Source organism: Acinetobacter yuyunsongii (assembly GCF_041021915.1).
In the GTDB taxonomy this organism is placed as follows: Bacteria; Pseudomonadota; Gammaproteobacteria; order Pseudomonadales; family Moraxellaceae; genus Acinetobacter.
On record NZ_CP157435.1, the window covers coordinates 2,629,434 to 2,654,422 of the forward strand.

Consider the following 24,989-nt stretch of genomic DNA (forward strand, 5'->3'; position numbering starts at 1 on the left):
TTGATTTTCATGCAGTGAGAGCGCATGTAATAAATGTGGAAACACCATATTCACAAGGTGTATAAATTGCGTGAGATTCGTAAATATTTTACCTATCGTAAAAATTTACAAGCGCAACTTTAGCACTTTTTAAAAATGCCTGCAATTTAAGCAATAAAATGAATTGTGTGGATATGTGAATAACCAAAAAGTTATCCACATTTTTGTTTGGTTTTTACTCATCGTCAATTTATCAATGAGATTCAGGAACACAATTCAAACTGGAATTTATTGGTATTGTCCGCTCTCGCACACTGATAGCTTTGTTTTTTATTTACAATCTTCCAGACTTCTTGATCACGCTTTAACTCATATTCGGTACGAATAGCTACAACAGAGTCATCTAATTGGGCTTGTTCAACCGTCACCTGTGCATCGGTTGGATTCTCTGCACTGTTAAACTGCTGGTCTATTTTCAAGTTGGTTTCATCATGAAATAAATTTGGTTGATCGAGTAAAACCGCATGTATTGCCGTACTTTTTTGTACCGCTGCTTGTTGCTGTGACTGTGCAATCGGCTGATTACATGCGGCTAAAAATAAGCTACACCATAAAACCATCCAAATTTTATACATTTTGTACCTTTCCTATTTACCACATGCATTTATGCTACTATGCAAAACTGGATTTCAAAGCAACAAAATGTATGTGACTTATGAGAGATTTGTTGTATTTATCAATCATTTGAACATCATCACAAGTCAATAAAAAAACAAATTTTATAACATGAATATCACCACGGATTAGCCATCACCAATGTCAGATTTAGCAAAAAAATTAGCAATTATTTTAGTCGTCAGTAGTACGATTGTCGGCTGTTCGAAAAAAGAAGAAGGTGCTGCAAGCGATGCATCTGTAGCGACAGAAAGTGCGGCGCCCAATAGTGAAACAATTCGAGCAAATGCAGCAAAAAACCCCGAACAGTTAGTAAGCACACAACAAAGTGCTCTCGAACAAAATCGGCAATTAATTAAAAGTGCTGAATTAAAATTTGAAGTGAACGATGTATTAAAAACCACATCTACACTTGAGCAACAATTATTGCAATACAATGGCTATATTGAGAATAAGCAAATTGACTATCAAGTGAGTGACCGTTCTCAACATGATCGTATCGATGGAACCGTGGATATTTATGAAAAAATCACGCCGACTGTACAACTGATGGTACGTATTCCAAATGATCAGGTGACAACATTTCTAAATCATTTACTGCCTTTAATGCTGAACTTTAATACACAAAGCTACGAAGCAAAACGTTATGAGTTAAAACTGTTAGAAGAGAAACTCAATACAGCGAACCAAAGTAATAGCGCATCTAATGCAGTAAATAATCAATTACAACAGCTCACTGATTTAGAAGTGAAAGATCGCCTAGCCTATAGCACCATTCGTTTAGAATTTTTCCAACAGCCAAAAGTGCGTAAGAGTCATGACCTCAATATTCATCGTATTGCATCACTAGACAGCGATCCATTACTCACCCGAATAGCTGAAGCATTCAAAATTGGACTATCCTATTTTAAAGAAACGCTCATCTGGTTGATCCAATTTTGGGCGTTTTATATAGTGATTATTGCAATTTGGTTAATCCGTAAAGCCTATAAAACACGAAAACAGAACCCATAATTATTGATTTTTAGTCAATAGTATTTTGCTTATTTATACATTTTTACTCATGAATAGATTCTCTAAAATATATCCAAGTTTTAGAAATCTATTTTTGAGTTTAATTTTATGAGCAATATTTTAATTATTAATGGTGCTAAACAATTCGCTCACTCGAATGGTGAATTGAATGACACCCTGACTGACTTTTCCGAATCACATCTAAAAGCTTTAGGTCATACAGTACAAGTGACACGTACCGACAGTGACTATGACATCCAAGCCGAAATTGAAAAATATTTATGGGCAGATGTAGTGATCTATCAAATGCCAGGCTGGTGGATGGGCGCGCCATGGACAATGAAAAAATACATTGATGATATTTTTACCATTGGTCATGGTTCACTCTATGCCAGTGATGGACGTAGCCGTTCTGATGCATCGAAAAAATATGGTTCAGGTGGCTTGCTGCAAGATAAAAAATACATGTTGTCGTTGACATGGAATGCACCAATTGAAGCGTTCACTGATCCAGATCAATTCTTTCACGGCGTTGGCGTTGATGGTGTGTATTTAGCTTTCCATAAAGCCAATCAATTCTTGGGTATGCAATCATTACCTACATTTATCGTGAATGATGTAATCAAAATGCCCGATGTACCAAGCTACATCGAAGCGTACAAAGCCCATTTAGATCAGCTTTTTACGACGGCCCATTAAGAGAGAAATCCTATGTTGACGATTATTGCAGAAATTCAGACACATGCAGGTGCAGAACATCGCCAAGCAGTTTTAGATGCTTTCCAAAAAATCATTCCAACTGTACTGGCAGAGGATGGTTGTCATGGCTATGCCCCATTGATTGATCACATGCCAGCGATTGCTATGCAGACGCAAGATGAAAATAGCATTGTGATGTTAGAAAAATGGCAAAGTACTGCTCATCTCGAAGCACATATGCAAACTGCGCATATGCAGCACCATTTTGAAGCAACCAAAGACCATGTTGCTGATGTGAAAATCCGTATTCTAAACAGTGGGATTTAATAGATAAAACCATTAACCTAAGTTCGACATTAAATATAATCTTCAGAAATGCGTTCACTGAATATTTAAGCCGAACTTAGATAATGAATAAGCGAATCATTTTATTAATAATAATATTGTTTTAAATGGCGACTATACTCCGTTAAATAACACGCTAAGCCCTCTCGACGATCAGCTTTTTGCATTTCTTTAGCAGCCAATTGGTCTATTTTGATTTCCAATAAATTCAGAACCGATGCTTGTTCTGTTTCAGGAAGTTGGGCTTTTTCTTTCTGCTGTTTTTTAATTTCTAAATAATCCTCTGCCCAATGACGTAATGGATCATGCTCAGAGACTTGCGCAAATAAATCGGTAATCAATAATTCAGGCATGACTTCTTGGGTTGCTAACTCTGCCGACATCAAACCACGAATTGAATAAAATACTTTCTTATAAGTAAAATTATCCGCAGTTTGCATTACTTTCATGCCACCTTTTGCCAGTGATAGGTAGTGGTGATATAGCGCACTATAGTCGATTCGCTCAAGCAATCCATCGCGAAAAGTTTGCCATTCTGGAAAAGCATTAAAATAAACAATATGCGCTCTGACCCATTCCAAAACTGTTGGGTTACTTTTTGCCAGTAATCCAAACATTTTATCGAGATCATATGAAACGAAATCGAAATCCCCATCCATGATCTCAATCAAATCACGGTATTTTTTATAGTCAAAATATTGATCTTTACTCGGCAAATGGAAGCCACGCACATCATAGTCACTGTCAGGGCTAGCCATACCCCATAGACGACTCCCACTTTCAATATAAAATAGTGGAATATCTTGGCGTTGTTCGAATAGTTTTTCGATTTCTTGGTGAATGTTCATATTTCTCTCTAAGATTCGATTAAACGAGAATTTTATTATTTGTAACCTGTCAATTTGATTCTCTACCCTTAGTTTGTCCAATAAAAAATAGTATTTTTAATTTACTAGCTAAGTTAACCTATAACACATCAGTAAAATAGATAAATCCTATCTGTTCATTTTTTAAGTTATGGAGCTCGTAATTCCTAAAGAAATTTAATTCTCCGTCATAACAAAGAAAATTTATCTCACAATGAATAATCTCTCCTAATATCCATGAAGAGAAGTCTTTGAATATAAATGAACAGGAGTAAAATAGATTTCCAATTTTTACTCTCAACATAATACGCATACACTTTATATTATGTTCATTATAAAAATGATCAATATAGTCTCCATATACTTGATCACTCTCTAGATAAATATAAGCTTGAGTTTTCATATTGGTTTTATAAAAAAAGCGCATATTTCGATGCGCTTTTAGCAGAACTTCTTTTATTTAATCAAGCATTAAAGATCAAATAATTTACCTGGGTTCATAATTCCATTCGGGTCAAACGCCAACTTCAATGCTTTCATATATTCAATTTCTTCAGGCGAACGTGAATATTCTAAATATGGTTTCTTAGTCATTCCCACACCATGCTCGGCTGAAATTGAACCATCATATTTTTTCACAGTCTCAAACACATATTTATTCACCACCTGACACTTCGCAAAAAACTCATCTTTAGTTAAGTTTTCAGGTTTTAAAATATTTAAGTGCAAGTTACCGTCACCAATATGACCAAACCAGCAGATTTCAAAGTCTGGATAGTTGTCTGCAACGATCGCATCAATTTCTGAGATAAACGCGGGCACATGCGTAATCAACACTGAAATGTCATTCTTATAAGGAATATACGGCGCAATCGATTCTGAAATATCTTCACGTAAACGCCATAAGCTTTGAGCTTGTTCTAAGCTTTGGCTCATTACGCCATCAATCACCCAACCTTGTTCCATACAATGCTCAAAAATCTGCATTGCTTTGTCCATGATCGGCTCATACGGCGCTTCAAATTCGAGTAATACATAAAATGGGCAAGTTGTTTCAAATGGACGTTGTACATGACCACGATCCAATACTTTTTGCATCGCCACTTCACCAAAGAACTCGAATGCAGTTAAGTCGATTTCTTTTTGGAAAGCATGTAATACAGGCATCACTGCTTCAAAGTCAGGCGTACCCAATACCATCACTTGTAGGTTTTGTGGTTGACGCTCAAGTTTAATTTCAGCTTCAGTGATTAAACCTAATGTGCCTTCACCGCCGATAAATAAATGCTGTAAGGCATAGCCTGTCGCATTTTTAATCATGCCTTTGTTTAAACGTAAAATGTCACCTTTACCAGTCACAACCGTCAAACCAAGCACCCAATTACGCGTCATGCCATATTTAATGACCTTAATACCGCCCGCGTTTGTACCAATGTTTCCACCGATTTGACTTGAACCAGCTGAAGCGAAGTCCACTGGGTAATACATGCCTTGTTGTTCAGCATAATTTTGCAGTTGTTCAGTCACCACACCTGCTTGAACACGAACCATACGATCCGCTGGCAAGAATTCCAAGATTTGATTCATCTTGTCAAAACTAATCACGATTTCGCCATTATTCGCTACCGCACCAGCAGATAAACCTGTACGACCACCCGATGGCGTAATCGCAACATTGAATTGATTGGCAAGTTTTACAATCGACTGAACTTGTTCAGTGCTTGATGGAAAAACGATGACTGATGGGTTCGGATCAAAATGTTTAGTATGATCTCGCCCCCAATTTTCTAAACTGTCAGCATCGGTTTTAATACGGTTTTCACCTACAATTGCCGTCAATTGGGTCAATAATTCAGGTGTCAAAGCGACTGAAGCATTCATCGTTTACAGGCCTAGCAAGAAGTAAATATAGGGCTTTTGGATGACAACATAATATCTTTCAAAACCTTACAAACAAAGGTCTGGAAACATCCAAAATATAGAAACGCTAGCGAAAGCATCAAACTTTCAATTGATCAGTTTGATTATCGTATTTCTTTATTTTACATGTAAGCAAGCGAGGGATAAAGCACAGGATGGCAATAGTGTCATAACAAAATGTGTATAAACCCTAAAATTCATTCGAAACTGAAAAAATTCTCAACATTTATGCTGAGCTAATTTTAAACGAAATATCTATATCTCAAAGCTCTATGCTATGATACTGCAACTAAATTTTGGCCTTTGTAGCGGAGCCGTAATGAGCCAACATCTATCACTACCTAAAGACAAAATCCGTTTCCTTTTGTTAGAAGGTGTGCACCAAAATGCCATCGATACATTAAACGCTGCGGGTTATACCAACATCGACTACCACAAAACTGCACTTGAAGGTGAAGCTTTAAAAGAAGCGATCAAAGATGCTCATTTTGTTGGTATTCGTTCGCGTACTCAATTGACTGAAGAAATCTTTGAAGCAGCGAATAAATTGATTGCGGTAGGTTGTTTCTGTATCGGTACCAACCAAGTCGATTTAAAAGCAGCGATGTCTCGTGGTATCCCTGTTTTCAACGCACCATATTCAAATACACGTTCGGTTGCAGAATTGGTTCTTGCTGAAGCAATTTTATTACTTCGTCGTGTACCTGAAAAATCAAAAGATACTCATGCAGGCGGTTGGAACAAATCTGCGGTTGGTTCTTTTGAAACGCGTGGCAAGACTCTAGGTATTATTGGCTACGGTTCAATTGGTTCACAACTTTCAGTTTTAGCTGAAAGCTTAGGTATGAAAGTTTGCTATTATGATGCGGTAACTAAATTACCGTTAGGTAATGCACGCCAAGTGGGTTCATTGGATGAGCTTTTAGAAACTGCTGATGTAGTTTCTTTACACGTTCCAGATGTTCCTTCTACACGTAACTTCTTCAAAAAAGAACAGTTCGCAAAAATGAAAGAAGGTTCGATCTTCATTAATGCTGCACGTGGTACATGTGTCATCATTGAAGATTTGGCAGATGCGATTAAATCTGGTCACATCGCTGGTGCAGCGGTCGACGTATTCCCGAAAGAACCAAAAGCAAATGGTGAAGAATTCCAGTCTCCACTTCGTGGCTTAGACAACGTGATTTTAACACCACACGTGGGTGGTTCTACGATGGAAGCACAAGCAAACATCGGTTTAGAAGTTGCTGAAAAATTCGTTGCATATTCAGATAAAGGTATGACACTTTCTGCGGTGAACTTCCCAGAAATTGCATTACCACTTTCTGACGGTCAACACCGTTTACTTCACATCCACAAAAACGTGCCAGGTGTGTTGTCTAAAATCAATACATTATTTGCTGAACAAGGCATCAACATCTCTGGTCAGTCTTTAATGACCAAAGGTGATATTGGTTATCTCGTTATGGATGTTGACGCATCTGCTTCTCAAGAAGCACTTGATACCTTAAGCCAAGTTGAAGGCACAATTCGTGTACGTGTATTGTTCTAAGCTAAATTTAGAATAATCTATAAAAAGCCACAGCAATAGCTGTGGCTTTTTTATTCGCATTTGAATTATTATGTGAATAATATACCAATTGTTCAAATAATAAGTTGCTTCTCTAATGTTAAAAACCCCACTTCATGCCTTATTGTTATTAATGATTGCCATGTTGTGTGTACAAGGAAGCGGTTCTTTAGCCAAAATTCTGTTCCAAAGTTTTCCAGTCCTTACCGTATCAGCCATGCGTCTGTTTTTTGGTGCACTCATTTTAGCGGTAATTTTTAAAATTTGGACCATCAACTTCAAAGTGGTTCGTTGGAAAGCGATTCTCAGCTATGGTTTTGCACTTGCTGGAATGAACGCCCTGTTTTATTTATCACTAGAGCGTTTGCCTTTGGGCTTAGCGGTTGCCTTTGAGTTTATCGGCCCTTTAAGTGTTGCACTATTTCATGCACGACAGCGCTATGATTTTATTTGGGTGGGTTGCGCTATTCTAGGTTTGGTATTGCTATTTCCTCTACAACAAGCACAACAACATCTAGATTTAGTCGGTGTATTTTTCGCTGTGGCTGCAGGTGCATGTTGGGCGCTATACATTATCGCAGGTCAAAAACCATCAGGTATTTCAGGTAATCATACGGTTTGTTTAGGCATGAGTATTGGTATGCTGTGTTTATTACCTTTCGCCATCTTTTCAGGGGCGCTTGATCGTGTCATTGAATTGCCAAATATCTACTATTTTATTGGACTTGCAATCTTAGCAAGTGCATTGCCCTTTACTTTAGAAATGATCGCTTTAAGAAGCCTAACTCCTTTAAGTTTTGGAACACTCATGAGTCTTGAACCTGCCGTAGCTGCATTATCAGGATTTATTTTTCTGGGTGAGACTTTATTGTGGAATCAATGGCTGGCTTTAGCAACGATTATAGCTGCATCGATCGGTTGTACTTTTACCACTCAACATGCTAGACAACAGAAAGAGGCTCAATAAAATGTCACCGTATGAACATAATGTCGTTTTCACAGCATATAGTCATCGCGCCTATTTTTAGGTCTGTTTATTTTGATTTTGTAGATCTCCCATGAAAAATATTCAGTTGGTCGCTGTGCTATACATGGTTCTTTCCATGGTGGCTTATCAAATCAGTGCCTCATTTGCCAAACAGTTGATTGCAACCCTTGATCCATTGACCGTCACGATTTTAAGGCTCTGTTTCGCCACAGTTCTGGTTGCGATCATGTTCCGCTCATGGAGCATTTTATCCAGACTTAAACAGCTCAAATGGCGTGACCTGTTACTTTACAGTGCCTCTTTAGGCTGTATGAACATCCTGTTCTACAGTTCTTTAGGAAAATTGCCACAGGGAATTGCTGTGGGGCTGGAATTTATTGGACCCTTGGGTCTGGCCCTGCTTTCAATTAAACAGCGTAGCGATTATATCTGGGTGGCTTTTGCGATTTTAGGGATTGCACTGATGGTGCCTTGGCATGATGCAAATACCGAGCATTTTTCTTATCTTGGTGCAGCGTGTGCTTTAGGTGCTGGACTATTTTGGGCATTTTATATTTATTTCGGACATCGAGTTGTGCAACAGAATATTGGGATGCATGCCTTAACCATCGCAATTGGTTTATCTGCCCTGACCTTACTTCCATTTGGTCTGTGGAGTAATGCACCTGCTCTACTCGACACTCAATATTGGGGTAAAGCTTTAGTCATAGCAATTTTAGCAACAGCTATTCCTTATGCACTCGATCTCATGGCACTAAAACGTTTAAGTAAACTCAGCTATGGTACGCTTTCAAGCCTTGCACCTGCGCTTGCTGCTTTAGCAGGACTCGTGTTACTGCATGAACAAATTAGCTTCATCCAGTGGATCGCACTTGCATGTATTATGATTGCATCGATTGGAGTGACCTTACGTGCTGAAAAATCCCAAACACAGTAAGAGTACTCCTTTCTGCTCATTCTCGTTATAACGAAAATGAGCGATCTGCATTTTTATATTTCTGATACTCAGTAAGATATTTTTTACCTAGTTTTTCCTTTTCATCATCCTCTAATATTTTTCCAGCCTGTTGGAAAAATTTATGTTCCTCTTCCTTTAAATGATGATGGACTTTTTCACTTAATTGTTTTGCTGTGGCTAACCAACTCGGATTACTCATATCAGTTTCTTCTAATTTTTCAACCAGTTCATCCATTTCATGATGCTCAGATAAAGCATGGCGGGTAATGTCTAAACCCACATCATCAAACATTAGAGGAATATATAAATAACGGTCTTCGGCAACTGAATGTGCATAGAGTTCATTCTTAAGCTGTTTAAATAAATCTTCCCTTTCTTGAGTATGTCCGCTGGTCTGAATTAATCGTTCAGCTAAGTTACGTTGTTGTTCGTGGCTTTCTCTGAGTGCCTCAAATATATTCATTCTTTACCTCTGCGATGGCTAGCATAATCAACACTTACTTCAATTCTTATCTAGTTGATCTGTTTGGCTGAGCCTTCATATTAAAAAATGACACTTTTTTAAACAGCGATGTTTGCGTAGGTTTTTGTATGGAAAGTTTATTTTTATAGATTAAACTGCAACAAAGATTTGATAAGCCAACCGACAAATTAAAATACTGACCAAAATCAAAAATAAAATACGAATAAAACCACTACCGTATTTCAAAGCCAAACGTACACCCAATAATGAACCTGCAATATTGGCAGCCGCCATCATAAAACCAAGCTGAAAGAAGATATGCCCTGCGGGAATAAAGAAACTCAGTGCTGCCAAATTAGTCATAAAATTGCCAATCTTGGATAATGCAGAAGCATGTAAAAAATCGACTTGAAGAAAGCGAATAAAAAAGAAGATAAAGAAGCTGCCTGTACCTGGACCAAAGATTCCATCATAGAAACCAATCGCTAAACTACCCAATGCGGCAAAAAATAATAATTTTGGTGTGATGTGTTGATCAACATGTACTTGCCCAAATTGCTTTTTCATAAAGGTATAAATCGCAATCACAATCAGCATAACTAAGACAATTGGTCTTAATATATGAGTAGGCACCAGTGAAACACACGCTGCACCTACATACGCACTGACAAAAGCAAAAATTGCGATCACCCATAATAATGACCACTGCAACTTTACTCGACGTACAAATGAAAAAGCTGCAGAACCCGTTCCAAAAATAGAGGCAAGTTTATTTGTTCCAAATAATGTTGCAGGAGCCGTTTGTGGTAATGCACCCATTAATGCTGGAATCTGAATTAACCCACCACCACCAACTGCCGCATCAATTGTTCCCGCACAGAATGCAAAGAACACTAGACTCAGAATCAGCCCCCATTCCATCAATATAACCTTATAAATTCAATAAACGTTTTGGCACTAATCGTTTTTTATCTGTAATTTCAGCTAAGCCCAAACAACGATCACCATTAAACACTAATACTTCCGTTGCCGCTTCGTGATCAATATTACTTTCTTGCCCATTACCAAAATATTTTTCGCGTCCCTCAGGGAGCTGTACACGAGGGAAATGCTCAACGGGTGCATAGACAGGTAGCAATAAAGCATCCCGTTGTTCAAGTGACAAACTTTCCAAATATTCAATGGTATAGTTTGGATCAATCTCAAAATGCCCTGTTTGAACACGGTGTAATTTTGTCAAATGTCCGCCACAGCCCAAAGCCTCACCAATATCCTCCCCCAACACACGGATATAAGTTCCTTTTGAACAAGTCACATCCAGAGTTAAGCTATCTTCGGTAAAACTCACTAATCGTAGCTCATAAATCGTAACTGGACGTGCTTCGCGCTCAATCTCAATTCCTTTACGCGCAAGTTCATACAAAGGGCGACCTTCTCGTTTCAGTGCCGAATACATCGGTGGCACTTGCTTGATATCACCACGAAACTGTTCTAGAACCTGTTCAATATTAGCTTCAGTTAATGCGAGCACATCTCTTTGTTGAAGAATTTCCCCTTCAACATCACCCGTAGCAGTTGTTTGTCCAAGTTTTACTGTTGTTTGATAACGCTTGGTAGAATCCAATAAATAATGCGAAAACTTGGTTGCCTCCCCTAAGCAAATCGGTAATAAACCTGTTGCAAGCGGATCTAAAGCACCTGTATGTCCTGCTTTCTGTGCATTAAAAAGTCGACGTACTATTTGCAATGCCGAATTAGAACTTAAACCCAAGGGCTTATTAAGCAAAAAAACACCACTCAGATGGCGATAAGAACTTTTTTTCATAAATGAAAAGTCAAAGTATAAAACGGTATTTTATCAAAACTATTCATCGGATTTTTAAAAATTAAACGCTCAAAAAAACAACACTTATGATAAATTTATATTAGTTTCCGAAATTAAAAGCAAATGGATTATGCTTAATGAATAAAAATGGAAAAAAAATAGCATTATTATGTAGCTTATTGATCATTTCAGCAGTCACGCTGAGTGTATTGTATTGGTTATATCCTCAAGATCAGCAGTCACGGTTCAAATCAACTGCTCAATCCAGCGGCACCTCCAATTCAGCAGAACATTCTGAAAATTTAGGGCAGGCACAAGCACTTGATGCAACATTCAACAGCACAAGCCAGCTCGATACTGAAATCAACTGCAAACTACAGTTTAATGCATCACAAAAATTAGTGGTGAATGAGCTGACCCGAAACTGCTTTGAATATTTCATTTCCCAATATGGCGAACGGAATATTGATGAAATCCGTCAGAGTTTTCAGCGCTATATTGCCAAGGGTTTTCAGGCATCGGAGCAACAGCAGATTTTAGCCTTGTGGTCACGCTATGTAGATTATCGCAAAGAGCTGAGTAAATTACAGGTGCAACAGCCTGCTCAGGAAAGCTATCAATATTTCCAGACTGTTTTTAATGCCATGCATGATTTAAAGCAGCATTTTTTTTCAAATACCGAAATTGAGGGACTGTTTGGATCAGAGGATATCTATCAACAATACACCCTTGATCGCATGAAAATTCTAGAAAATAACGGATTAGATGCATCAGCGAAAGCAAAACAACTACAACAACGTTTTGAGCAGCTTCCTCAAGATTGGCAAGATAACCTCAGAGATTTATCTAAGCTCGATGATTTACATTCATTAACTGCACAAATCAAGGCCAGAAATGGTTCAGCGCAGGAACTTCGGGATATGCGGGTCAATCTGGTTGGAGAGGCAGCCACCCAACGTTTAGAGCAGCTTGATCAACAACGTTCTGACTGGAAGCAACGCGTACAATCCTATCTTGATGAGCGTAAAACCATTGTAGATAGCAATATGAGCACTTCAGCCAAGGATCAAGCCATTCAACAGCTCAAACAAAAACAATTCCAATCAGCACAAGAACAACAGCGTTTGCAAACTTTTGAAACTATCTATGACCAAGGAGGCACCTTACCTTTTAGCAACTAGGAACACGTAATACAAGACATTGAAATAATGCGATTTAGCAAGGATGCAATGTCAGTTCGCAAGAACATCAAGACCCTGATGAAAACAAAAATCGAGAGAAATATCATGCAAAAACTAATCCGCTGTCTTGCACTATCTATGATAGCAATGAGCGTATCAACAAGTTACGCATCAAACGCAACACAAGTTACAGGTACGGCCTCCTCTACTTATGCAAAAACCAAATATCCGATGGTCTTTGTACATGGTGTCGCAGGTTTTTCACGTGTAGGAAGTGATCCTCTAGGCGTTGATTACTGGCATCAAATCCTACCTGACCTTGCTCGTAATGGTGCAAATGTCTGGGCGACACGACTTTCACCTTTTAACTCAAATGAAATTCGTGGTGAACAACTCGCGCAACAAGTTGAAGAAATTATTGCAATTACTGGGCAACCTAAAGTTAATTTAATTGGTCATAGCCAAGGCGGTCCAACGATCCGTTACGTGGCTGGCATTATGCCAAATAAAGTTGCATCATTAACCAGTGTAAGTGGCACTCATAAGGGTTCACCTGTCGCTAGTTTAATTATGAATGTAGATGGTACTATCTTAGGTACAGCTGGCTCTGCCGTCGTGAACTTTTTCTCAGGAGCGATTACATGGTCACAAGGACTTAATCCAAAAAGCTATCCTCACGATGCTTTAGCCGCTGGACGCAGTATTTCGGTAGAAGGTTCAACCCAATTCAATACACGATTCCCAATGGGCGTACCAACTACAACATGTGGCGAAGGTAATTATCAAGAGAAAGGAATATATATGTATTCATTCTCAGGTACTCAAGCAGTCACAAACATTCTTGACCCTCTTGATCTCCTATTTGCAGGTACGAGCCTAATTGTCGATATTAAAGGAGATAATGATGGTATGGTCAGCCGTTGTAGCGCTAAGTTTGGACGTACAATTAGAGATAATCTCCCTTGGAATCATGCAGATGAAGTGAATCAGGTTTTAGGTTTGAAATCACTGTTTGCACCTAATCCAATTGATATTTATCGTCAACATGCCAATCGACTAAAATTACAAGGACTATAGAGCAGACATAAAAAAATGCGCCAAAGGCGCATTTTTTTGCTTTACAACAAAGTTAAAATTAACCTTGTTTACGAGCTGGTAACTTTTCACGAATACGTGCAGCTTTACCAGACAACTCGCGTAGGTAGTAAAGTTTAGCGCGACGAACGTCACCACGACGTTTCACTTCGATTTTAGCAACGATTGGAGAGTGAGTTTGGAAAACACGCTCAACACCAACACCGCTAGAAATTTTACGAACTGTGAAAGCAGAGTTTAAACCACGGTTTTTCTTAGCGATTACAACACCTTCAAATGCTTGAAGACGCTCACGGTCACCCTCTTTTACTTTAACTTGAACGATAACAGTGTCACCAGGAGCAAAAGCAGGGATATCAGTTTTTAACTGTGCATTTTCAACAGCTTGAACTAAAGGATGTTTACCACTCATTGTGGAATCTCCAATATGTGCGGGAGAGAAGAGGTCTCTTATACCGCTGAGGATAGAGGCTAAAACGCATATCGCTCGTTTAACTTTCCCTTTAAAGCAAAATTACCCTAAAGAGCCTATTTTCAACTTAAACTCAGTTTAAGTAGTAACTCGAAGCAAAGCTTCTCGTCTGTTGCAAACACAAACTTCTAACAGTTTAGTCTTGCGAATTTTTAAGCCATTTTTTTTGCTGTTTAGTCAACTCAACTTTTTCCACCAACTCTGGTCGACGATCTAAAGTTCGTTGATAACGCTGTAAAAAACGCCATTTCTCAATATTGGCATGATGTCCTGACTTCAGTACCTCAGGCACATCTAACCCTTCGAAATGGTCTGGCTTGGTATATTGTGGACAATCTAGTAAACCATCCACAAAAGAATCTTGGATCGCAGATTGCTCGTCAGACATGACATTCGGCAATCGACGAATAATACTATCAAGCAGCACCATCGCTGGCAGTTCACCACCCGATAAAACGTAATCCCCAATTGACCATTCTTGATCAACATAATGCTGGATTAAACGCTCATCAACTCCTTCATAACGCCCACACAATACAATCAAACCATCATAATCAACGAATTGTTGTACTGCCTGTTCATTTAAAGTTTTCCCTTGCGGTGACATATACACCACTGGGGCATGAACACAGCCTGCTTGTGTTGCAAGTTGTTTGGCATGGTTAATTGCTTTTGCCAAAGGCTCAGCCATCATCACCATACCAGGACCACCACCGAAAGGACGTTCATCCACTCGTTTGTAGTTGCCCTCTGCAAAATCTCTTGGATTTATACAAGTGACTTGCACAATATCTTTTTTTGTTGCTCTTCCGCTAATGCCATATGCCGTAATCGCTTCAAACATTTCAGGAAACAATGTGATGACTGCAAAAAACACCGCAGACTCCTTTATTTTCCTGCTGCGCTACTATTCCAAAAAGGATTAGTAGTCTACGCCCCAATTGACGTAAATACGACCAGCTTCAAGATCAACGCGTTGTACCACATCTTTATGCCAAGGAATCATTCGTTCTTCAGCATCAATACTATCAGGTGTCGCTTTCACGACCATGACATCATTAGCACCGGTTTCAAACAGTTCATAGATTTGACCGAGATTCACTTCTTGTTCTTCATCATCAAGACCTAAGACTGTTAGACCTTTAAGATCAGACCAGTAGTACTCGTCTACATCTGCTTTAGGAAGCTGTGATTTGGCAATCCAGATATTTGCACCAACTAAGTTTTCTGCACCCGTACGATCATTCACGCCTTTTAATGCAACAACCAAGCCTTTGCCATGTGGTTTCCAACGTTTTACATCTATGGTTTGCCAACCTGCCTTGGTCTCAATGTACCAAGGCAGGTAGTCAAACATATTGCTCATAGGTTCTGTATTAGAATAAACCCAAAGCCACCCATTCAATCCATAAGCTGAACGTAACTGTCCAATCTGAATACGATCTTCTGGCACATTCTGTGTTGATGTCATGGGCTACCTACTACAATTATGCAGTAGTTGCAGCTTTTTTAGCTTGAGCAGCTAAAGAAGCAACGCGATCTGAAGGTTGAGCACCTTGAGAAATCCAGTGAGCAAAACGGTCAGCATCTAAACGAACTTTTTCAGCTTTACCTTGTGCAGTTGGGTTAAAGAAACCAATACGTTCGATGAAACGACCGTCACGTGCGTTACGGCTATCAGTCACAACGATTTGATAGAATGGACGTTTTTTTGCACCACCGCGCGCTAAACGAATAACAACCATGAGAACAACCTTATAATTTTTACGGATTATCCCTGCGCCGACCATCGGCAACACTTCAAACCCCTTTCATAGAGGGCGGTATTTTACGTTAATTTTATGCTGAAAGGAAGAATAATTTAGATTTATCCACAGTTTTGAATGTACAGCTAATAAAACATGAAGACACCCGATACATAAGAAGCGAATACTCGGAATATTTGCTTCTTGTAAACTATTTAACTGTTAATGACCACTCCAGTTGGTTGTCGCTGATGGCATACAAGGCGAACCACTATTTTTGTCAGAGCCTTTCGTCCAGCATTTTTCTCCACGATGATTGAGTACAAGATGACCATCACCTGTTTGAGCTCCAATAGGGGTTGCAGTTAATGTCCATGTTCCTGCTGTGACATTAGATAAAGCTAGGTTATATAAAGCTGTTCCTGATGGTGGAAGTTGTTCACTTCTTCCAATGTCATCGAGTTCAATCGCTGTACCATCCGACTTTAAAAATTTAAAATTTACAATTTTGTACCGTTGTAATTGACCAGCAATATTTACCATTTCTGCCTGAGCATCTACACGTTTAGTTTTGCGTGTATACTCCTGATAGGATGGATAAGCGATGGCAGCCAAAATCCCAATAATTGCCACGACAATCATAAGCTCAATTAGAGTAAATCCATATTGCTTACCAACTTTCACTGTTTGCTCCACATGGGGTTGCTGATGCTAGCTTCGTCGAGGTTAAGACCTCACTTTCCACTAACTTATCTTTTGTTTTACAACGGATTCCACTACTAGTTAAAAGAAAACTATAGTTCTGTTCTTGTAAAACATTACAAGTGGTGCAACTTGTACCATAGTTTATTTTAGAATTTGCTTCAGCCAATATAACCCATCCTTGACCCAAAGCTTCATTATTTTTTAAATCATTGGCTGGAGTCGTTGCATCACGTATGTAGACTGTATATTGCTTTTCTGACCCTGTTTTACCTATTGGTATAGCAACAGAAGTAGTCTCAAAATTTCTATAATTAAGATTCCGTGATTTATGTCTCTCTAACAAATTTGCTAATCGCTGCATTTCCTGTTCAGCATGTGAAGCAATTGCACGACGGACAAACTGCTGGTAACTTGGGATTGCGATTGCAGCAAATATTGCAATGATCACAACGACAATCATCAATTCAACCAAGGTAAAACCTTTGTTTCTCATAAATATCCCGCCTTAACGCTCATACCAACGCTGGGAAACGAACTTGGTTTTTCCAGTATATGTTCTTAATGTTTTATCTGTTGGCAAGTTCAGTACGATATTTCTGTCTCGGCTAATCCCCCCAAAACTAATACCAACATTTCCTTTACCTAAGAAAATTTCATCGGAACTTCCTCCTCCAGTGCCACTACCTGAATCCTGAACAGGTTTACAATCCCCATCACCATAAGGTAGACAGAACTGTTTTGCGTTACTTTCACCTCGTACACCACCAGCGCAGTTCACATCATTAATATCAACAGATGAATCAAAGATACTTACATATAAATCACCATCAATTGCAACCGTTTCATTTAAAACTCGCTTTTTTGTTCCTAGAGGATAGTACCATCCACCACTGGTAAGGGTAGTTTTGGTAATACCATTGGTATTCTTTATCAGCTTTTTCCCACCTGTGGCACTTGGTTTAGCATCTTGAGTATATAGTTCTGATGTTGTTAATACAGCTAAATTACGACGTGTTACATCCTTATCATATATTACATATACACCATCATCAGTATTAGTAGATGCAGACATTGGATAGCTCAAATTACCGGAACCGATACTAACCGCAGCAAACAGTCCATTATTTGAATTATGAATCGTGAAGTTTGGTGCATTATAAAAACGAGGTACTTTGGTTGAGCCAGACATATCTAAGATACGCACTGCACGAATAGCGAAGTTTTCATCCTTTCCTGCCTTAGATGAGGCATTTAAATCAACACGCCAAACCTGTCCGCCCAAATCACCAAAGTAGAGATGATCAGTAATACCATCACTATTACGATCAATAGCCTTGATGCTACTGACCACGCTACGCTTCATCTCGTCAGCATAAGTTTTGTTGGTTGCGGTATTGGTTGATCCTGCATTAGCACTTGCCCACCATAACAAATTACCATTGTCTGCATCGAACATATAAATGCCTGCGCCTTGATCTGTGTTACTTGGGGTATAATCTACAGAACTTTCGTATGCAGCGTCATAACCACCACCAACTAGCATCACTAGTTTACGTTTGCCTTGCCAATTAACCCATGTAAGCGTTGGTTTAGACCAGCTTTGCCCCATACAGCCCAAAGCATTTGTGGTACTACATGTTCCTGCTGGATTAATATGGAATTTAAGTTTTGGCGTACCGCTACTTGATGTCACATCAGATAGGTCTAGCGCATAATAGCTTTTACCTCCCATACGCAACCCACCATACAACCATTGTTTACCACCTTTCACAGTCACTACAGGTTCATTAACATTTGTGCCTTTTTTCGTGACAAACTCAGTATAAGCTGTCCATTGCCCATCCAAGCCATATTGCAAATTTGATGACTGATTGTCTTGTGACAAAAAGCCTTTTGCTTGTTTTTCAATTATTTCATTTGGGACAAAGGTAAGAACTTCTTTTCCTGCATCTCCATCCCCTGCAGATGTGCCTGCACGTACTATATGTAACAAGCCTTGTGTCGTACCAAAAACAATTAAATCATCACGTTTATCATAGGTAGTCACTTTATTCTCTGCATCGTATTTGGTAGTCCCCTCCTGAGTAATCAAGATCGGTTTGGAGTGCATTACAGATCCCATTAACCAATCTCTTTTTGGCGTTTGCTGAATGACCTGCTCTAGTTCAGTCTGAAAAGTTGTTTCCTTCGGATATAGTTCAACGTTATAAGCTAAGTCTTTGCCCACTGGATAACCAAATAATGACAATAGATATGCTCTTTTAGGGTCTTGTTTATACAAATTTGAACTGGTCGAAATAAAGTCATCTCGTCCCAACTTTATAAGGTTACCTGAACTTATAGTACCAATATCATTTTGACTATTATCTGTACTATTTTGTTTAATAGTACGATCCGTAAAAATTCTCCTTTCATTTGGGGTCTGGGCTGTACTATAACCCAGCAACATACGACTTAACGCTCCTCCAACCTTCACTTCCTGACTTATTTTTACGCCATCGACTTCTTTTTCAATAGTTTTTTTAATTGATGTATCTGCCCAATAATCATTAAGGTCATCTTTTAAAAGCCCATTACTGTTGGTAATCGTATTAGAATCACGATCTTTTAAAACTCCATCTACGACTCTATACTTTTTCAGATTTCCTAACCAAGTGACCACACCTGTACTCCCAACTGCATCAGGTTTAGGGTCAAATTGTGGGAAATAACCCCAAGGCTGGATATTTTGTGTATCCAAATTATCAACAGGAATTGTTACTGAACCCGTGGTTACAGGAGGAATATATTTTCCAAGTTTTTTTACAAAGGCATTTACACTATCAACTACGGCTTTATCATTATTACCAGCATAATACCCACCACCACCAAGTGCTCCCCAAGCTTTTGCCGCAGCAACATCGTTTGCATATTTTCCTGTTGTTTCTCCTAAAGTACTACCAAAACCAACAACAGCGGTTAAAATACTCACACCTTGAGGGTTATTAATAGGATTACTATTGTTATCTATCTCTCCATTCTTCAATCTTTTTGTTAAACTTGCAATACATTGCCAATTTGTTTTTGATACTTTGCTACTATACCATTCCGTACAAGATGTACGATTATTATTCCATGTTTTACAATCATCATAAAAGTTTCCTGAAACTGGATTCAAACTTGTATCATCGCATTGAAAGGTTGAATCATTCAATGCTGATTTCACCATATTTTCAGTAGAAACACGTTGATTATACTCAGGTACTCCATCTGTTAGAAAGTAAATCCCTTGTGTATTACACTGCTTAGTAGAATCGATCTGTGTAGGTTTTTTATAATTATTATCATCTCTAATATTTCCTATATCAGATTCGGTAAAACCACTGCCTGTTTGATTTTTAGTTGTTTTTCCTAATAAGTACGCAGCAACTTCAGCATAGGCAAATGAAGTTGGCGTTCCATTCTCAGCTTCTAATGCTTTGACTTCCCTCAACATCTTTTTACGATGTGTTTCATAGGCTGCACCCGTATAGATAATACTCTTTGTAAATGAGGCAGTGGCTTCCTGATCAACTTTTTCAGTAGTAGTCGTTTTTTTTCCATTTCGAGTTAGTTTATTTTCTTGTTTAAGACAACGATTAATTAAATCTGAGTCCACACAATCTATCTCATCCGTCGCAGGTATTGATTGAGCAGGGGAGGTTGCTGAATCTGTAGAAATATTTGTGGGATTGGAATACGTCACATTACCCGTTTGAGATACAGGAATAGTTCCAGCAAAGTCTTCAGCCTGCTTTGTAGTTGCTACCCAACCAGTTGTTTTACATTTATAATTGCTCTCCCAATCTACACACTCTTGAGCAATGGTACTTTTTACCACTTCACTTCCTGTCAGCGTCCAACTTGGTTCTGACCAAGCTGACCAACTCCCATTAGACGTTTTATTTTTCCATCCAGGATTACTCCAATCAGACCAGCTTCCGCACCCAAAAAAACATGAGCGAGCTCGTTCTCTTATACGCTCTTGCCATTCTTCATATGTTTTAGTACGTGTTCTTGTTCTTTGTGCTTGTTGCTCTACTTGTTGAACGGTTCTAAACACTTCTCTATTTCCAGCCAGTTGTACAGGATCACCCAAAGGTTTTGCTTCAAGTTTTATTCGACCTGTTTGATGATTAAACGTAGATAAACCAACCACTAGCTTATCATCCAATGGTGCAATTCCTTTACTACTATCTCCTTGTAATAAAGTTGTCATTCCATCCTTTAAGCTTTGCAAACGATTTTCAGTATAATCATTCCATTCTGGATTCATACTTCCTGACACATCCAACATAAACATTAGCGTAGTTTGTGAGGTCTGTGGTGCTTTATAGAGTTCGATATCACTGGCTTGAGTGGTGACAGCTACACTGGTGACTAAAGTAAAAGTAGCCGCTTGGCAAGCAACGACCAATTTTTTCAAGTTGATATTTTTCATTGCATTATCCTCGCCTAACTACCTTGTTTCGTTGCGTAACTTACCACGGCATAGTCCATGACTTGCTGACTGTAGGGCACACCCAGCTTTTCAAAACAGTCTGCTACCGTTTCAGTGTCCGTGTACTCTTTCGACTTCTCATTGGTGTAATTTTTAAAACATTTATTAATTTCTGTCGTATTTGAACTCCAAGCATTACCACCTGATACCATACTTGGGATTACTGTCGTGACCACTACCCGTACTGGCTGAATATTGTCGAGTTGTACTGTAGAAGTATCCGTTCCAATTGGATAGAACTTAAAAGGAACATCACTATTCACAGCACTTTTTTTAACCGCGATTTGTGAGATCATAATATCTCTACCACTACTAAAATCATTTGATGTGTACTGGCAAAAACCTGTAATCCCTAATTCATCATTTTTAATTTGAGTAATTTTCTTAGTATTGTCACTTGGATCAGTTGTTTCTTGCCAAGACACGATACTTGCCTTATTCAAATCAAACATTGTTTTTTGTGATTTTGGACGATAGCAAAATACTAATTCTTTAGTTAAAAAATTATCTGACTTTACCATCCCCAACATACCTAACGAACTTAGGTTTTTTTGTAAAATGGCATTGTCTTTATTGTCCTGTTCCAAAGCAAAAAAGACAGCATCCGCAGTTTGCTGCATTAAATTTCGAGCTTGGCTATTGGTCGCAATTCCTAAACCCACAATACTTTGTTTGACTGCAAATGTACCAACTACTGTCACAAGCAATAATACAAAAAGTATAGTGATCAGTGTCGCACCACGCTGATAGAACATAGACATTACAAGCTCTCCATCAATCCATAACCATTACGTAAAGCAATCGTTTGTGTGACGACCTCCCGAATATATCTTTTTGATTTAGCAGCATTATTAAGCGAAACACTTTGGTCTAATATTTGGAATGTTTCAGGTACATCTTGCCCACCTGGGATTGTTTCCACACCACGCATTAATATACCCAGCTGTACAGACATAATACGATTTCTAGGTGTTCCATCTTTTATAAGACTATTATTATTTCCCATATAATCTTTAATCGACATATATTTAAATTCATCTTTACTATTATCTTTAACCCCTAGCAACACGTGAAAATGGTCAACTCTACGTATAATAATTTCTCCATTTCCTCCATAATTACTAATCGTGGTAGGTAAGTCAGATGTTGCAAGTAATGTTTTATAACGTCCCGCATCACACGCTAAAGCAAGCTCATTACCATCTTTTCTTAAAAAATATCGTTGTATAATAAATGTACCTTGATCTATCTCTGCTTGTGTAATGCTATTACCCTCACAATCCATAGCCCCTGCAATAATTGCTTTATATTGAATCACCAACTGATCACTTTTATATTCTTTTATATTCGTTTGACCAGCCCAGTCTGCTTGACCATGTCCTTGGGTTAGAACAGATATTTTAGTTGTATCCGCATTTGTTAAATGGAGGGGCAAATTGGCCGTTTGTACAGCCTTATCATCCGCTGTCAATCCAGAATAGCTTTCCAAACTTGTCAGCACGATCCCACTGTATAAATTTCGATCATTAATCACAGCCAGATTTGCATCTAAATTCGCTAAACGAATATCTTTAGTAATATAATTTAAACCAAAGTTACCATTGTCCTGCAATTCACCTAACGTCTTTTGTAAGCTATAATTAATCGTACCTGAAACAAATAATTGAACACCAGCAGCAGTAATAATTAATCCTAATGCCAATGCAACCATCAATTCAATCAAGGTCATACCAAGTTGTTTACTCATCTCAATATGCCTCCAAGACTATACATTTTGTATCTAAACCATAGCTTCCATTTTTAGTGCAATCATTAGTATTTGAACCATCTTTCGGATTTGTTTCATCCCAAGCCACATAAATACAGTAACGGTTTCTCTGTACTGCTCCAGCACATTGACTTAAACCAATCTTCATACCCATTTGATAGGCTTTATATAACGCCTGCTTTGCATCTTCTTTCGCAAAATTTTCACTATTGCAAGCATTTGCTGTCCCAAAACAATTGGTATAACTATAACTACTTAAATTCTCTTTACCCTCAAAGCCCTTAATATAGGCTTTATAAATCTCTTTTTTACCATCCGAATCAGCTTCCCCTTCTATATCTTTAATCAAACCCTCTTGATTTGCCCGAATACGCTCTGCAATATCTTTAGCCAAACTCATGGCTTGAATACGTTTGGATGCTTCTATAGATGAATTTAATGCACTCACTTGCAACAAAGTAAAACCTAAAACCCCTACTGCTAGAAGTAATAATGCAACGAGAACCTCAACCAACCCTACCCCTTTCTGATACTGAATTCCCATTTATCAGCACTCCTGATCTTGTCTGGATTGATCTTTTGTGGTTATTTTACCAAGTGGGCTAATTTCTACATACTTAGAAGTATTACCATTCGATATAATGACCTCAATAGAGGAAAGTTCTTGTTTTTGCCTTTGTGCATTGCCATCATCATCTGTATAACCACGAAATAGTTCAGCTGTACCATCAGTTGCAAATATCAGTTGCTTTACACCGTCAATAAGCGTTCCCTGCCATTTATTACTTGTACACACGAACTTTTTAAAAGACAAAGTTTGCTCATCAGGAACAGACCAATATAGTGTATTTGTACTAGAGGTACCTATTTGCCCTAAATTTACCATCATTCTTTGTCGATGTAAGATTGCATCATAACGTGCCTGTAATAAGACTTTTTCTAAATCCTTGGTTGAATAGTCTATTTTTTGCTGAGCCCTTACAGCTTTGAAACTTGGCGCAGCCATCATTGCAATAATCGCAAAAACAGCAATCGTCACCATCAATTCTATTAAGGTGAATCCTCGATTTTTCCCCATCGCTCCGCACCCAAGAAAAACTTTTACTTATATTAATAATAAACTTATCTCTTACAAAACCAATACAAAGCAGATAAACTCCATAAAAAAACGGATGGGCTGTACCCTATCCGTTTTGAGTTCACATTTTTCTATAGGAATTAGGCTTGTATCACCTGAATACGCAACTCTTTAGGTAAGCTAAACGTAATATTTTCTTCTCGTCCATCCAGCTCTTTAGGAGGGGTTGCACCCCAATCTTGTAACCGTTGAATCACTTGTTTGATTAGTATCTCTGGTGCAGATGCACCGGCAGTCACACCGATTTTACTTTGCTGCTTAAACCATTCTTTTTCAAGCTGATCAGCATTATCCACGAGATAAGCAGATTTACCCATCCGCTCGGCTAGCTCACGTAAGCGATTTGAATTCGATGAATTCGGAGAACCTACTACCAACACTACATCACATTGTTCCGCCAAATCACGTACGGCATCTTGACGATTTTGAGTGGCATAACAAATATCATCTTTCCTCGGACCTTGGATCTTAGGAAATTTTGTTCTTAAGGCATCGATGACCTTAGCCGTATCATCAATCGAAAGCGTCGTTTGAGTGACAAATGCAACTTTATGAGGATGCTCAACCACCAAAGCTTCAACATCTTCTTCATCTTCAACCAAATAAATCTTTCCACCACCAGATTTATCATATTGCCCCATTGTGCCTTCAACTTCAGGATGCCCCTCATGCCCAATTAAGATTGCTTCCGTTCCTTCTCTGGCATATTTCGTGACCTCAATATGTACTTTAGTCACTAAAGGGCAAGTTGCGTCAAATACTTTTAGACCTCGACGATCTGCTTCTTGTTGTACAGCCTTGGAAACACCATGTGCACTAAAGATCACAATGGAATCATCAGGAACCTGATCAAGCTCATCTACAAAAACAGCACCACGCTGACGTAGATCATCAACCACAAACTTGTTGTGTACGACTTCATGACGGACATAAATTGGCGGATTAAAACATTCTAGTGCGCGATTGACGATTGCTATCGCACGGTCAACACCAGCACAGAAACCTCGCGGATTGGCCAATACAATTTCCATAACATCCTCTCTTATCACCTGAATATTTATGCC

General features: G+C 38.6%; 26 protein-coding genes. 8 read left to right on the forward strand and 18 right to left on the reverse strand.

All coding sequences use genetic code 11. The features are described from left to right. Positions 1–242: 242 nt before the first annotated feature. Positions 243–614 carry a hypothetical protein gene (locus ABLB98_RS12615; RefSeq protein ID WP_348882370.1) on the reverse strand — a complete coding sequence of 124 codons (372 nt, stop codon included), beginning with the start codon at positions 612–614 and terminating at the stop codon, positions 243–245. 181 nt (positions 615–795) lie between these two features. On the opposite strand from ABLB98_RS12615, the gene ABLB98_RS12620 reads away from it, so the two are divergent. The 3 genes from ABLB98_RS12620 (at position 796) to ABLB98_RS12630 (ending at position 2,694) form a co-directional block, all read left to right on the forward strand. Next, positions 796–1,668: a DUF4349 domain-containing protein gene (locus ABLB98_RS12620; protein ID WP_208728030.1), complete on the forward strand. Its 873-nt coding sequence runs from the start codon at positions 796–798 to the stop codon at positions 1,666–1,668. Positions 1,669–1,776: 108 nt separating this feature from the next. Then, positions 1,777–2,367: an NAD(P)H-dependent oxidoreductase gene (locus tag ABLB98_RS12625; RefSeq protein ID WP_005156454.1), complete on the forward strand. Its 591-nt coding sequence runs from the start codon at positions 1,777–1,779 to the stop codon at positions 2,365–2,367. Between the two features lie 12 nt (positions 2,368–2,379). Then, complete coding sequence (locus ABLB98_RS12630) at positions 2,380–2,694, forward strand: putative quinol monooxygenase (protein WP_348882371.1); 315 nt, start codon at positions 2,380–2,382, stop codon at positions 2,692–2,694. Between the two features lie 104 nt (positions 2,695–2,798). On the opposite strand, the gene ABLB98_RS12635 is transcribed toward ABLB98_RS12630, so the two are convergent. Together ABLB98_RS12635 and ABLB98_RS12640 are read right to left on the reverse strand one after the other, a co-directional pair. Beyond that, on the reverse strand, positions 2,799–3,560 hold the full coding sequence (locus tag ABLB98_RS12635; protein WP_348882372.1) for a nucleotidyltransferase domain-containing protein: 762 nt from the start codon (positions 3,558–3,560) through the stop codon (positions 2,799–2,801). A gap of 489 nt (positions 3,561–4,049) precedes the next feature. Further along, the gene (locus ABLB98_RS12640) at positions 4,050–5,459 is read right to left on the reverse strand and encodes an FAD-binding oxidoreductase (protein WP_348882373.1); all 1,410 of its coding nucleotides are present in this window, start codon (positions 5,457–5,459) and stop codon (positions 4,050–4,052) included. Positions 5,460–5,817: 358 nt separating this feature from the next. Between ABLB98_RS12640 and serA the strand changes: the two genes are divergently transcribed. The 3 genes from serA to ABLB98_RS12655 all read left to right on the forward strand — a co-directional run bounded on the left by serA (position 5,818) and on the right by ABLB98_RS12655 (position 8,993). After that, the gene (gene serA / locus ABLB98_RS12645) at positions 5,818–7,050 is read left to right on the forward strand and encodes a phosphoglycerate dehydrogenase (RefSeq protein WP_004660223.1); all 1,233 of its coding nucleotides are present in this window, start codon (positions 5,818–5,820) and stop codon (positions 7,048–7,050) included. Positions 7,051–7,165: 115 nt separating this feature from the next. Next, on the forward strand, positions 7,166–8,035 hold the full coding sequence (locus ABLB98_RS12650; protein ID WP_348882374.1) for a DMT family transporter: 870 nt from the start codon (positions 7,166–7,168) through the stop codon (positions 8,033–8,035). 91 nt (positions 8,036–8,126) lie between these two features. Next, the gene (locus tag ABLB98_RS12655) at positions 8,127–8,993 is read left to right on the forward strand and encodes an EamA family transporter (protein WP_348882375.1); all 867 of its coding nucleotides are present in this window, start codon (positions 8,127–8,129) and stop codon (positions 8,991–8,993) included. Positions 8,994–9,018: 25 nt separating this feature from the next. Here the strand turns inward: ABLB98_RS12655 and ABLB98_RS12660 are convergent, their stop codons facing one another. The 3 genes from ABLB98_RS12660 to truB form a co-directional block, all read right to left on the reverse strand. Next, entirely contained in the window at positions 9,019–9,477 is a 459-nt protein-coding gene (locus tag ABLB98_RS12660) for a hemerythrin domain-containing protein (protein ID WP_151831089.1), read from the reverse strand. 150 nt (positions 9,478–9,627) lie between these two features. After that, a complete protein-coding gene (locus ABLB98_RS12665; protein WP_348882376.1) occupies positions 9,628–10,398 on the reverse strand; it encodes a TSUP family transporter in 771 nt (256 codons plus the stop codon). Positions 10,399–10,408: 10 nt separating this feature from the next. Then, a complete protein-coding gene (gene truB, locus ABLB98_RS12670; protein WP_348882377.1) occupies positions 10,409–11,302 on the reverse strand; it encodes a tRNA pseudouridine(55) synthase TruB in 894 nt (297 codons plus the stop codon). Between the two features lie 137 nt (positions 11,303–11,439). Between truB and ABLB98_RS12675 the strand changes: the two genes are divergently transcribed. Continuing rightward, positions 11,440–12,483: a lipase secretion chaperone gene (locus ABLB98_RS12675; RefSeq protein WP_348882378.1), complete on the forward strand. Its 1,044-nt coding sequence runs from the start codon at positions 11,440–11,442 to the stop codon at positions 12,481–12,483. 105 nt (positions 12,484–12,588) lie between these two features. Then, the gene (locus ABLB98_RS12680; protein ID WP_348882379.1) at positions 12,589–13,560 is read left to right on the forward strand and encodes a triacylglycerol lipase; all 972 of its coding nucleotides are present in this window, start codon (positions 12,589–12,591) and stop codon (positions 13,558–13,560) included. A 58-nt stretch (positions 13,561–13,618) separates the two neighbouring features. Here the strand turns inward: ABLB98_RS12680 and rplS are convergent, their stop codons facing one another. The 12 genes from rplS to ispH form a co-directional block, all read right to left on the reverse strand. Beyond that, complete coding sequence (gene rplS / locus ABLB98_RS12685) at positions 13,619–13,990, reverse strand: 50S ribosomal protein L19 (RefSeq protein WP_004660214.1); 372 nt, start codon at positions 13,988–13,990, stop codon at positions 13,619–13,621. A gap of 196 nt (positions 13,991–14,186) precedes the next feature. Next, positions 14,187–14,927, reverse strand: a complete 741-nt coding sequence (gene trmD, locus ABLB98_RS12690; protein WP_208728039.1) for a tRNA (guanosine(37)-N1)-methyltransferase TrmD — start codon at positions 14,925–14,927, stop codon at positions 14,187–14,189. 45 nt (positions 14,928–14,972) lie between these two features. Beyond that, positions 14,973–15,521 (reverse strand): ribosome maturation factor RimM, encoded by a 549-nt coding sequence (gene rimM, locus ABLB98_RS12695; protein WP_005156501.1) that lies wholly within the window; start codon positions 15,519–15,521, stop codon positions 14,973–14,975. Positions 15,522–15,537: 16 nt separating this feature from the next. After that, a complete protein-coding gene (gene rpsP, locus ABLB98_RS12700) occupies positions 15,538–15,795 on the reverse strand; it encodes a 30S ribosomal protein S16 (protein ID WP_348882408.1) in 258 nt (85 codons plus the stop codon). 222 nt (positions 15,796–16,017) lie between these two features. After that, positions 16,018–16,479, reverse strand: coding sequence for a type IV pilin protein (locus ABLB98_RS12705; RefSeq protein ID WP_348882380.1), 462 nt, complete (start codon positions 16,477–16,479; stop codon positions 16,018–16,020). Further along, a complete protein-coding gene (locus ABLB98_RS12710; protein ID WP_348882381.1) occupies positions 16,466–16,993 on the reverse strand; it encodes a prepilin-type N-terminal cleavage/methylation domain-containing protein in 528 nt (175 codons plus the stop codon). Before ABLB98_RS12710 ends, ABLB98_RS12705 begins: the two co-directional genes overlap by 14 nt. Before the next feature lie 12 nt (positions 16,994–17,005). Beyond that, positions 17,006–20,959 carry a PilC/PilY family type IV pilus protein gene (locus tag ABLB98_RS12715; protein ID WP_348882382.1) on the reverse strand — a complete coding sequence of 1,318 codons (3,954 nt, stop codon included), beginning with the start codon at positions 20,957–20,959 and terminating at the stop codon, positions 17,006–17,008. 14 nt (positions 20,960–20,973) lie between these two features. Further along, positions 20,974–21,780 carry a pilus assembly protein gene (locus tag ABLB98_RS12720; protein WP_125272474.1) on the reverse strand — a complete coding sequence of 269 codons (807 nt, stop codon included), beginning with the start codon at positions 21,778–21,780 and terminating at the stop codon, positions 20,974–20,976. Beyond that, a complete protein-coding gene (locus ABLB98_RS12725) occupies positions 21,780–22,766 on the reverse strand; it encodes a PilW family protein (RefSeq protein WP_019385499.1) in 987 nt (328 codons plus the stop codon). The genes ABLB98_RS12720 and ABLB98_RS12725 overlap by 1 nt, the downstream gene beginning before the upstream one ends. Before the next feature lies 1 nt (position 22,767). Beyond that, positions 22,768–23,331: a type IV pilus modification protein PilV gene (pilV, locus tag ABLB98_RS12730; RefSeq protein WP_004909566.1), complete on the reverse strand. Its 564-nt coding sequence runs from the start codon at positions 23,329–23,331 to the stop codon at positions 22,768–22,770. 3 nt (positions 23,332–23,334) lie between these two features. Continuing rightward, complete coding sequence (locus ABLB98_RS12735; RefSeq protein WP_026094202.1) at positions 23,335–23,865, reverse strand: Tfp pilus assembly protein FimT/FimU; 531 nt, start codon at positions 23,863–23,865, stop codon at positions 23,335–23,337. Positions 23,866–24,005: 140 nt separating this feature from the next. Beyond that, positions 24,006–24,956: a 4-hydroxy-3-methylbut-2-enyl diphosphate reductase gene (gene ispH, locus ABLB98_RS12740; RefSeq protein ID WP_348882383.1), complete on the reverse strand. Its 951-nt coding sequence runs from the start codon at positions 24,954–24,956 to the stop codon at positions 24,006–24,008. Positions 24,957–24,989: the final 33 nt, after the last annotated feature.

What these genes read in the sequence shown, in the direction of transcription:
- ABLB98_RS12615 (WP_348882370.1), bottom strand. Translation starts at nt 614, where the DNA reads ATGTATAAAATTTGGATGGTTTTATGGTGTAGCTTATTTTTAGCCGCA.
- ABLB98_RS12620 (WP_208728030.1), top strand. Translation starts at nt 796, where the DNA reads ATGTCAGATTTAGCAAAAAAATTAGCAATTATTTTAGTCGTCAGTAGT.
- ABLB98_RS12625 (WP_005156454.1), top strand. Translation starts at nt 1,777, where the DNA reads ATGAGCAATATTTTAATTATTAATGGTGCTAAACAATTCGCTCACTCG.
- ABLB98_RS12630 (WP_348882371.1), top strand. Translation starts at nt 2,380, where the DNA reads ATGTTGACGATTATTGCAGAAATTCAGACACATGCAGGTGCAGAACAT.
- ABLB98_RS12635 (WP_348882372.1), bottom strand. Translation starts at nt 3,560, where the DNA reads ATGAACATTCACCAAGAAATCGAAAAACTATTCGAACAACGCCAAGAT.
- ABLB98_RS12640 (WP_348882373.1), bottom strand. Translation starts at nt 5,459, where the DNA reads ATGAATGCTTCAGTCGCTTTGACACCTGAATTATTGACCCAATTGACG.
- serA (WP_004660223.1), top strand. Translation starts at nt 5,818, where the DNA reads ATGAGCCAACATCTATCACTACCTAAAGACAAAATCCGTTTCCTTTTG.
- ABLB98_RS12650 (WP_348882374.1), top strand. Translation starts at nt 7,166, where the DNA reads ATGTTAAAAACCCCACTTCATGCCTTATTGTTATTAATGATTGCCATG.
- ABLB98_RS12655 (WP_348882375.1), top strand. Translation starts at nt 8,127, where the DNA reads ATGAAAAATATTCAGTTGGTCGCTGTGCTATACATGGTTCTTTCCATG.
- ABLB98_RS12660 (WP_151831089.1), bottom strand. Translation starts at nt 9,477, where the DNA reads ATGAATATATTTGAGGCACTCAGAGAAAGCCACGAACAACAACGTAAC.
- ABLB98_RS12665 (WP_348882376.1), bottom strand. Translation starts at nt 10,398, where the DNA reads ATGGAATGGGGGCTGATTCTGAGTCTAGTGTTCTTTGCATTCTGTGCG.
- truB (WP_348882377.1), bottom strand. Translation starts at nt 11,302, where the DNA reads ATGAAAAAAAGTTCTTATCGCCATCTGAGTGGTGTTTTTTTGCTTAAT.
- ABLB98_RS12675 (WP_348882378.1), top strand. Translation starts at nt 11,440, where the DNA reads ATGAATAAAAATGGAAAAAAAATAGCATTATTATGTAGCTTATTGATC.
- ABLB98_RS12680 (WP_348882379.1), top strand. Translation starts at nt 12,589, where the DNA reads ATGCAAAAACTAATCCGCTGTCTTGCACTATCTATGATAGCAATGAGC.
- rplS (WP_004660214.1), bottom strand. Translation starts at nt 13,990, where the DNA reads ATGAGTGGTAAACATCCTTTAGTTCAAGCTGTTGAAAATGCACAGTTA.
- rimM (WP_005156501.1), bottom strand. Translation starts at nt 15,521, where the DNA reads ATGACATCAACACAGAATGTGCCAGAAGATCGTATTCAGATTGGACAG.
- rpsP (WP_348882408.1), bottom strand. Translation starts at nt 15,795, where the DNA reads ATGGTTGTTATTCGTTTAGCGCGCGGTGGTGCAAAAAAACGTCCATTC.
- ABLB98_RS12710 (WP_348882381.1), bottom strand. Translation starts at nt 16,993, where the DNA reads ATGAGAAACAAAGGTTTTACCTTGGTTGAATTGATGATTGTCGTTGTG.
- ABLB98_RS12715 (WP_348882382.1), bottom strand. Translation starts at nt 20,959, where the DNA reads ATGAAAAATATCAACTTGAAAAAATTGGTCGTTGCTTGCCAAGCGGCT.
- ABLB98_RS12720 (WP_125272474.1), bottom strand. Translation starts at nt 21,780, where the DNA reads ATGTCTATGTTCTATCAGCGTGGTGCGACACTGATCACTATACTTTTT.
- ABLB98_RS12725 (WP_019385499.1), bottom strand. Translation starts at nt 22,766, where the DNA reads ATGAGTAAACAACTTGGTATGACCTTGATTGAATTGATGGTTGCATTG.
- pilV (WP_004909566.1), bottom strand. Translation starts at nt 23,331, where the DNA reads ATGGGAATTCAGTATCAGAAAGGGGTAGGGTTGGTTGAGGTTCTCGTT.
- ABLB98_RS12735 (WP_026094202.1), bottom strand. Translation starts at nt 23,865, where the DNA reads ATGGGGAAAAATCGAGGATTCACCTTAATAGAATTGATGGTGACGATT.
- ispH (WP_348882383.1), bottom strand. Translation starts at nt 24,956, where the DNA reads ATGGAAATTGTATTGGCCAATCCGCGAGGTTTCTGTGCTGGTGTTGAC.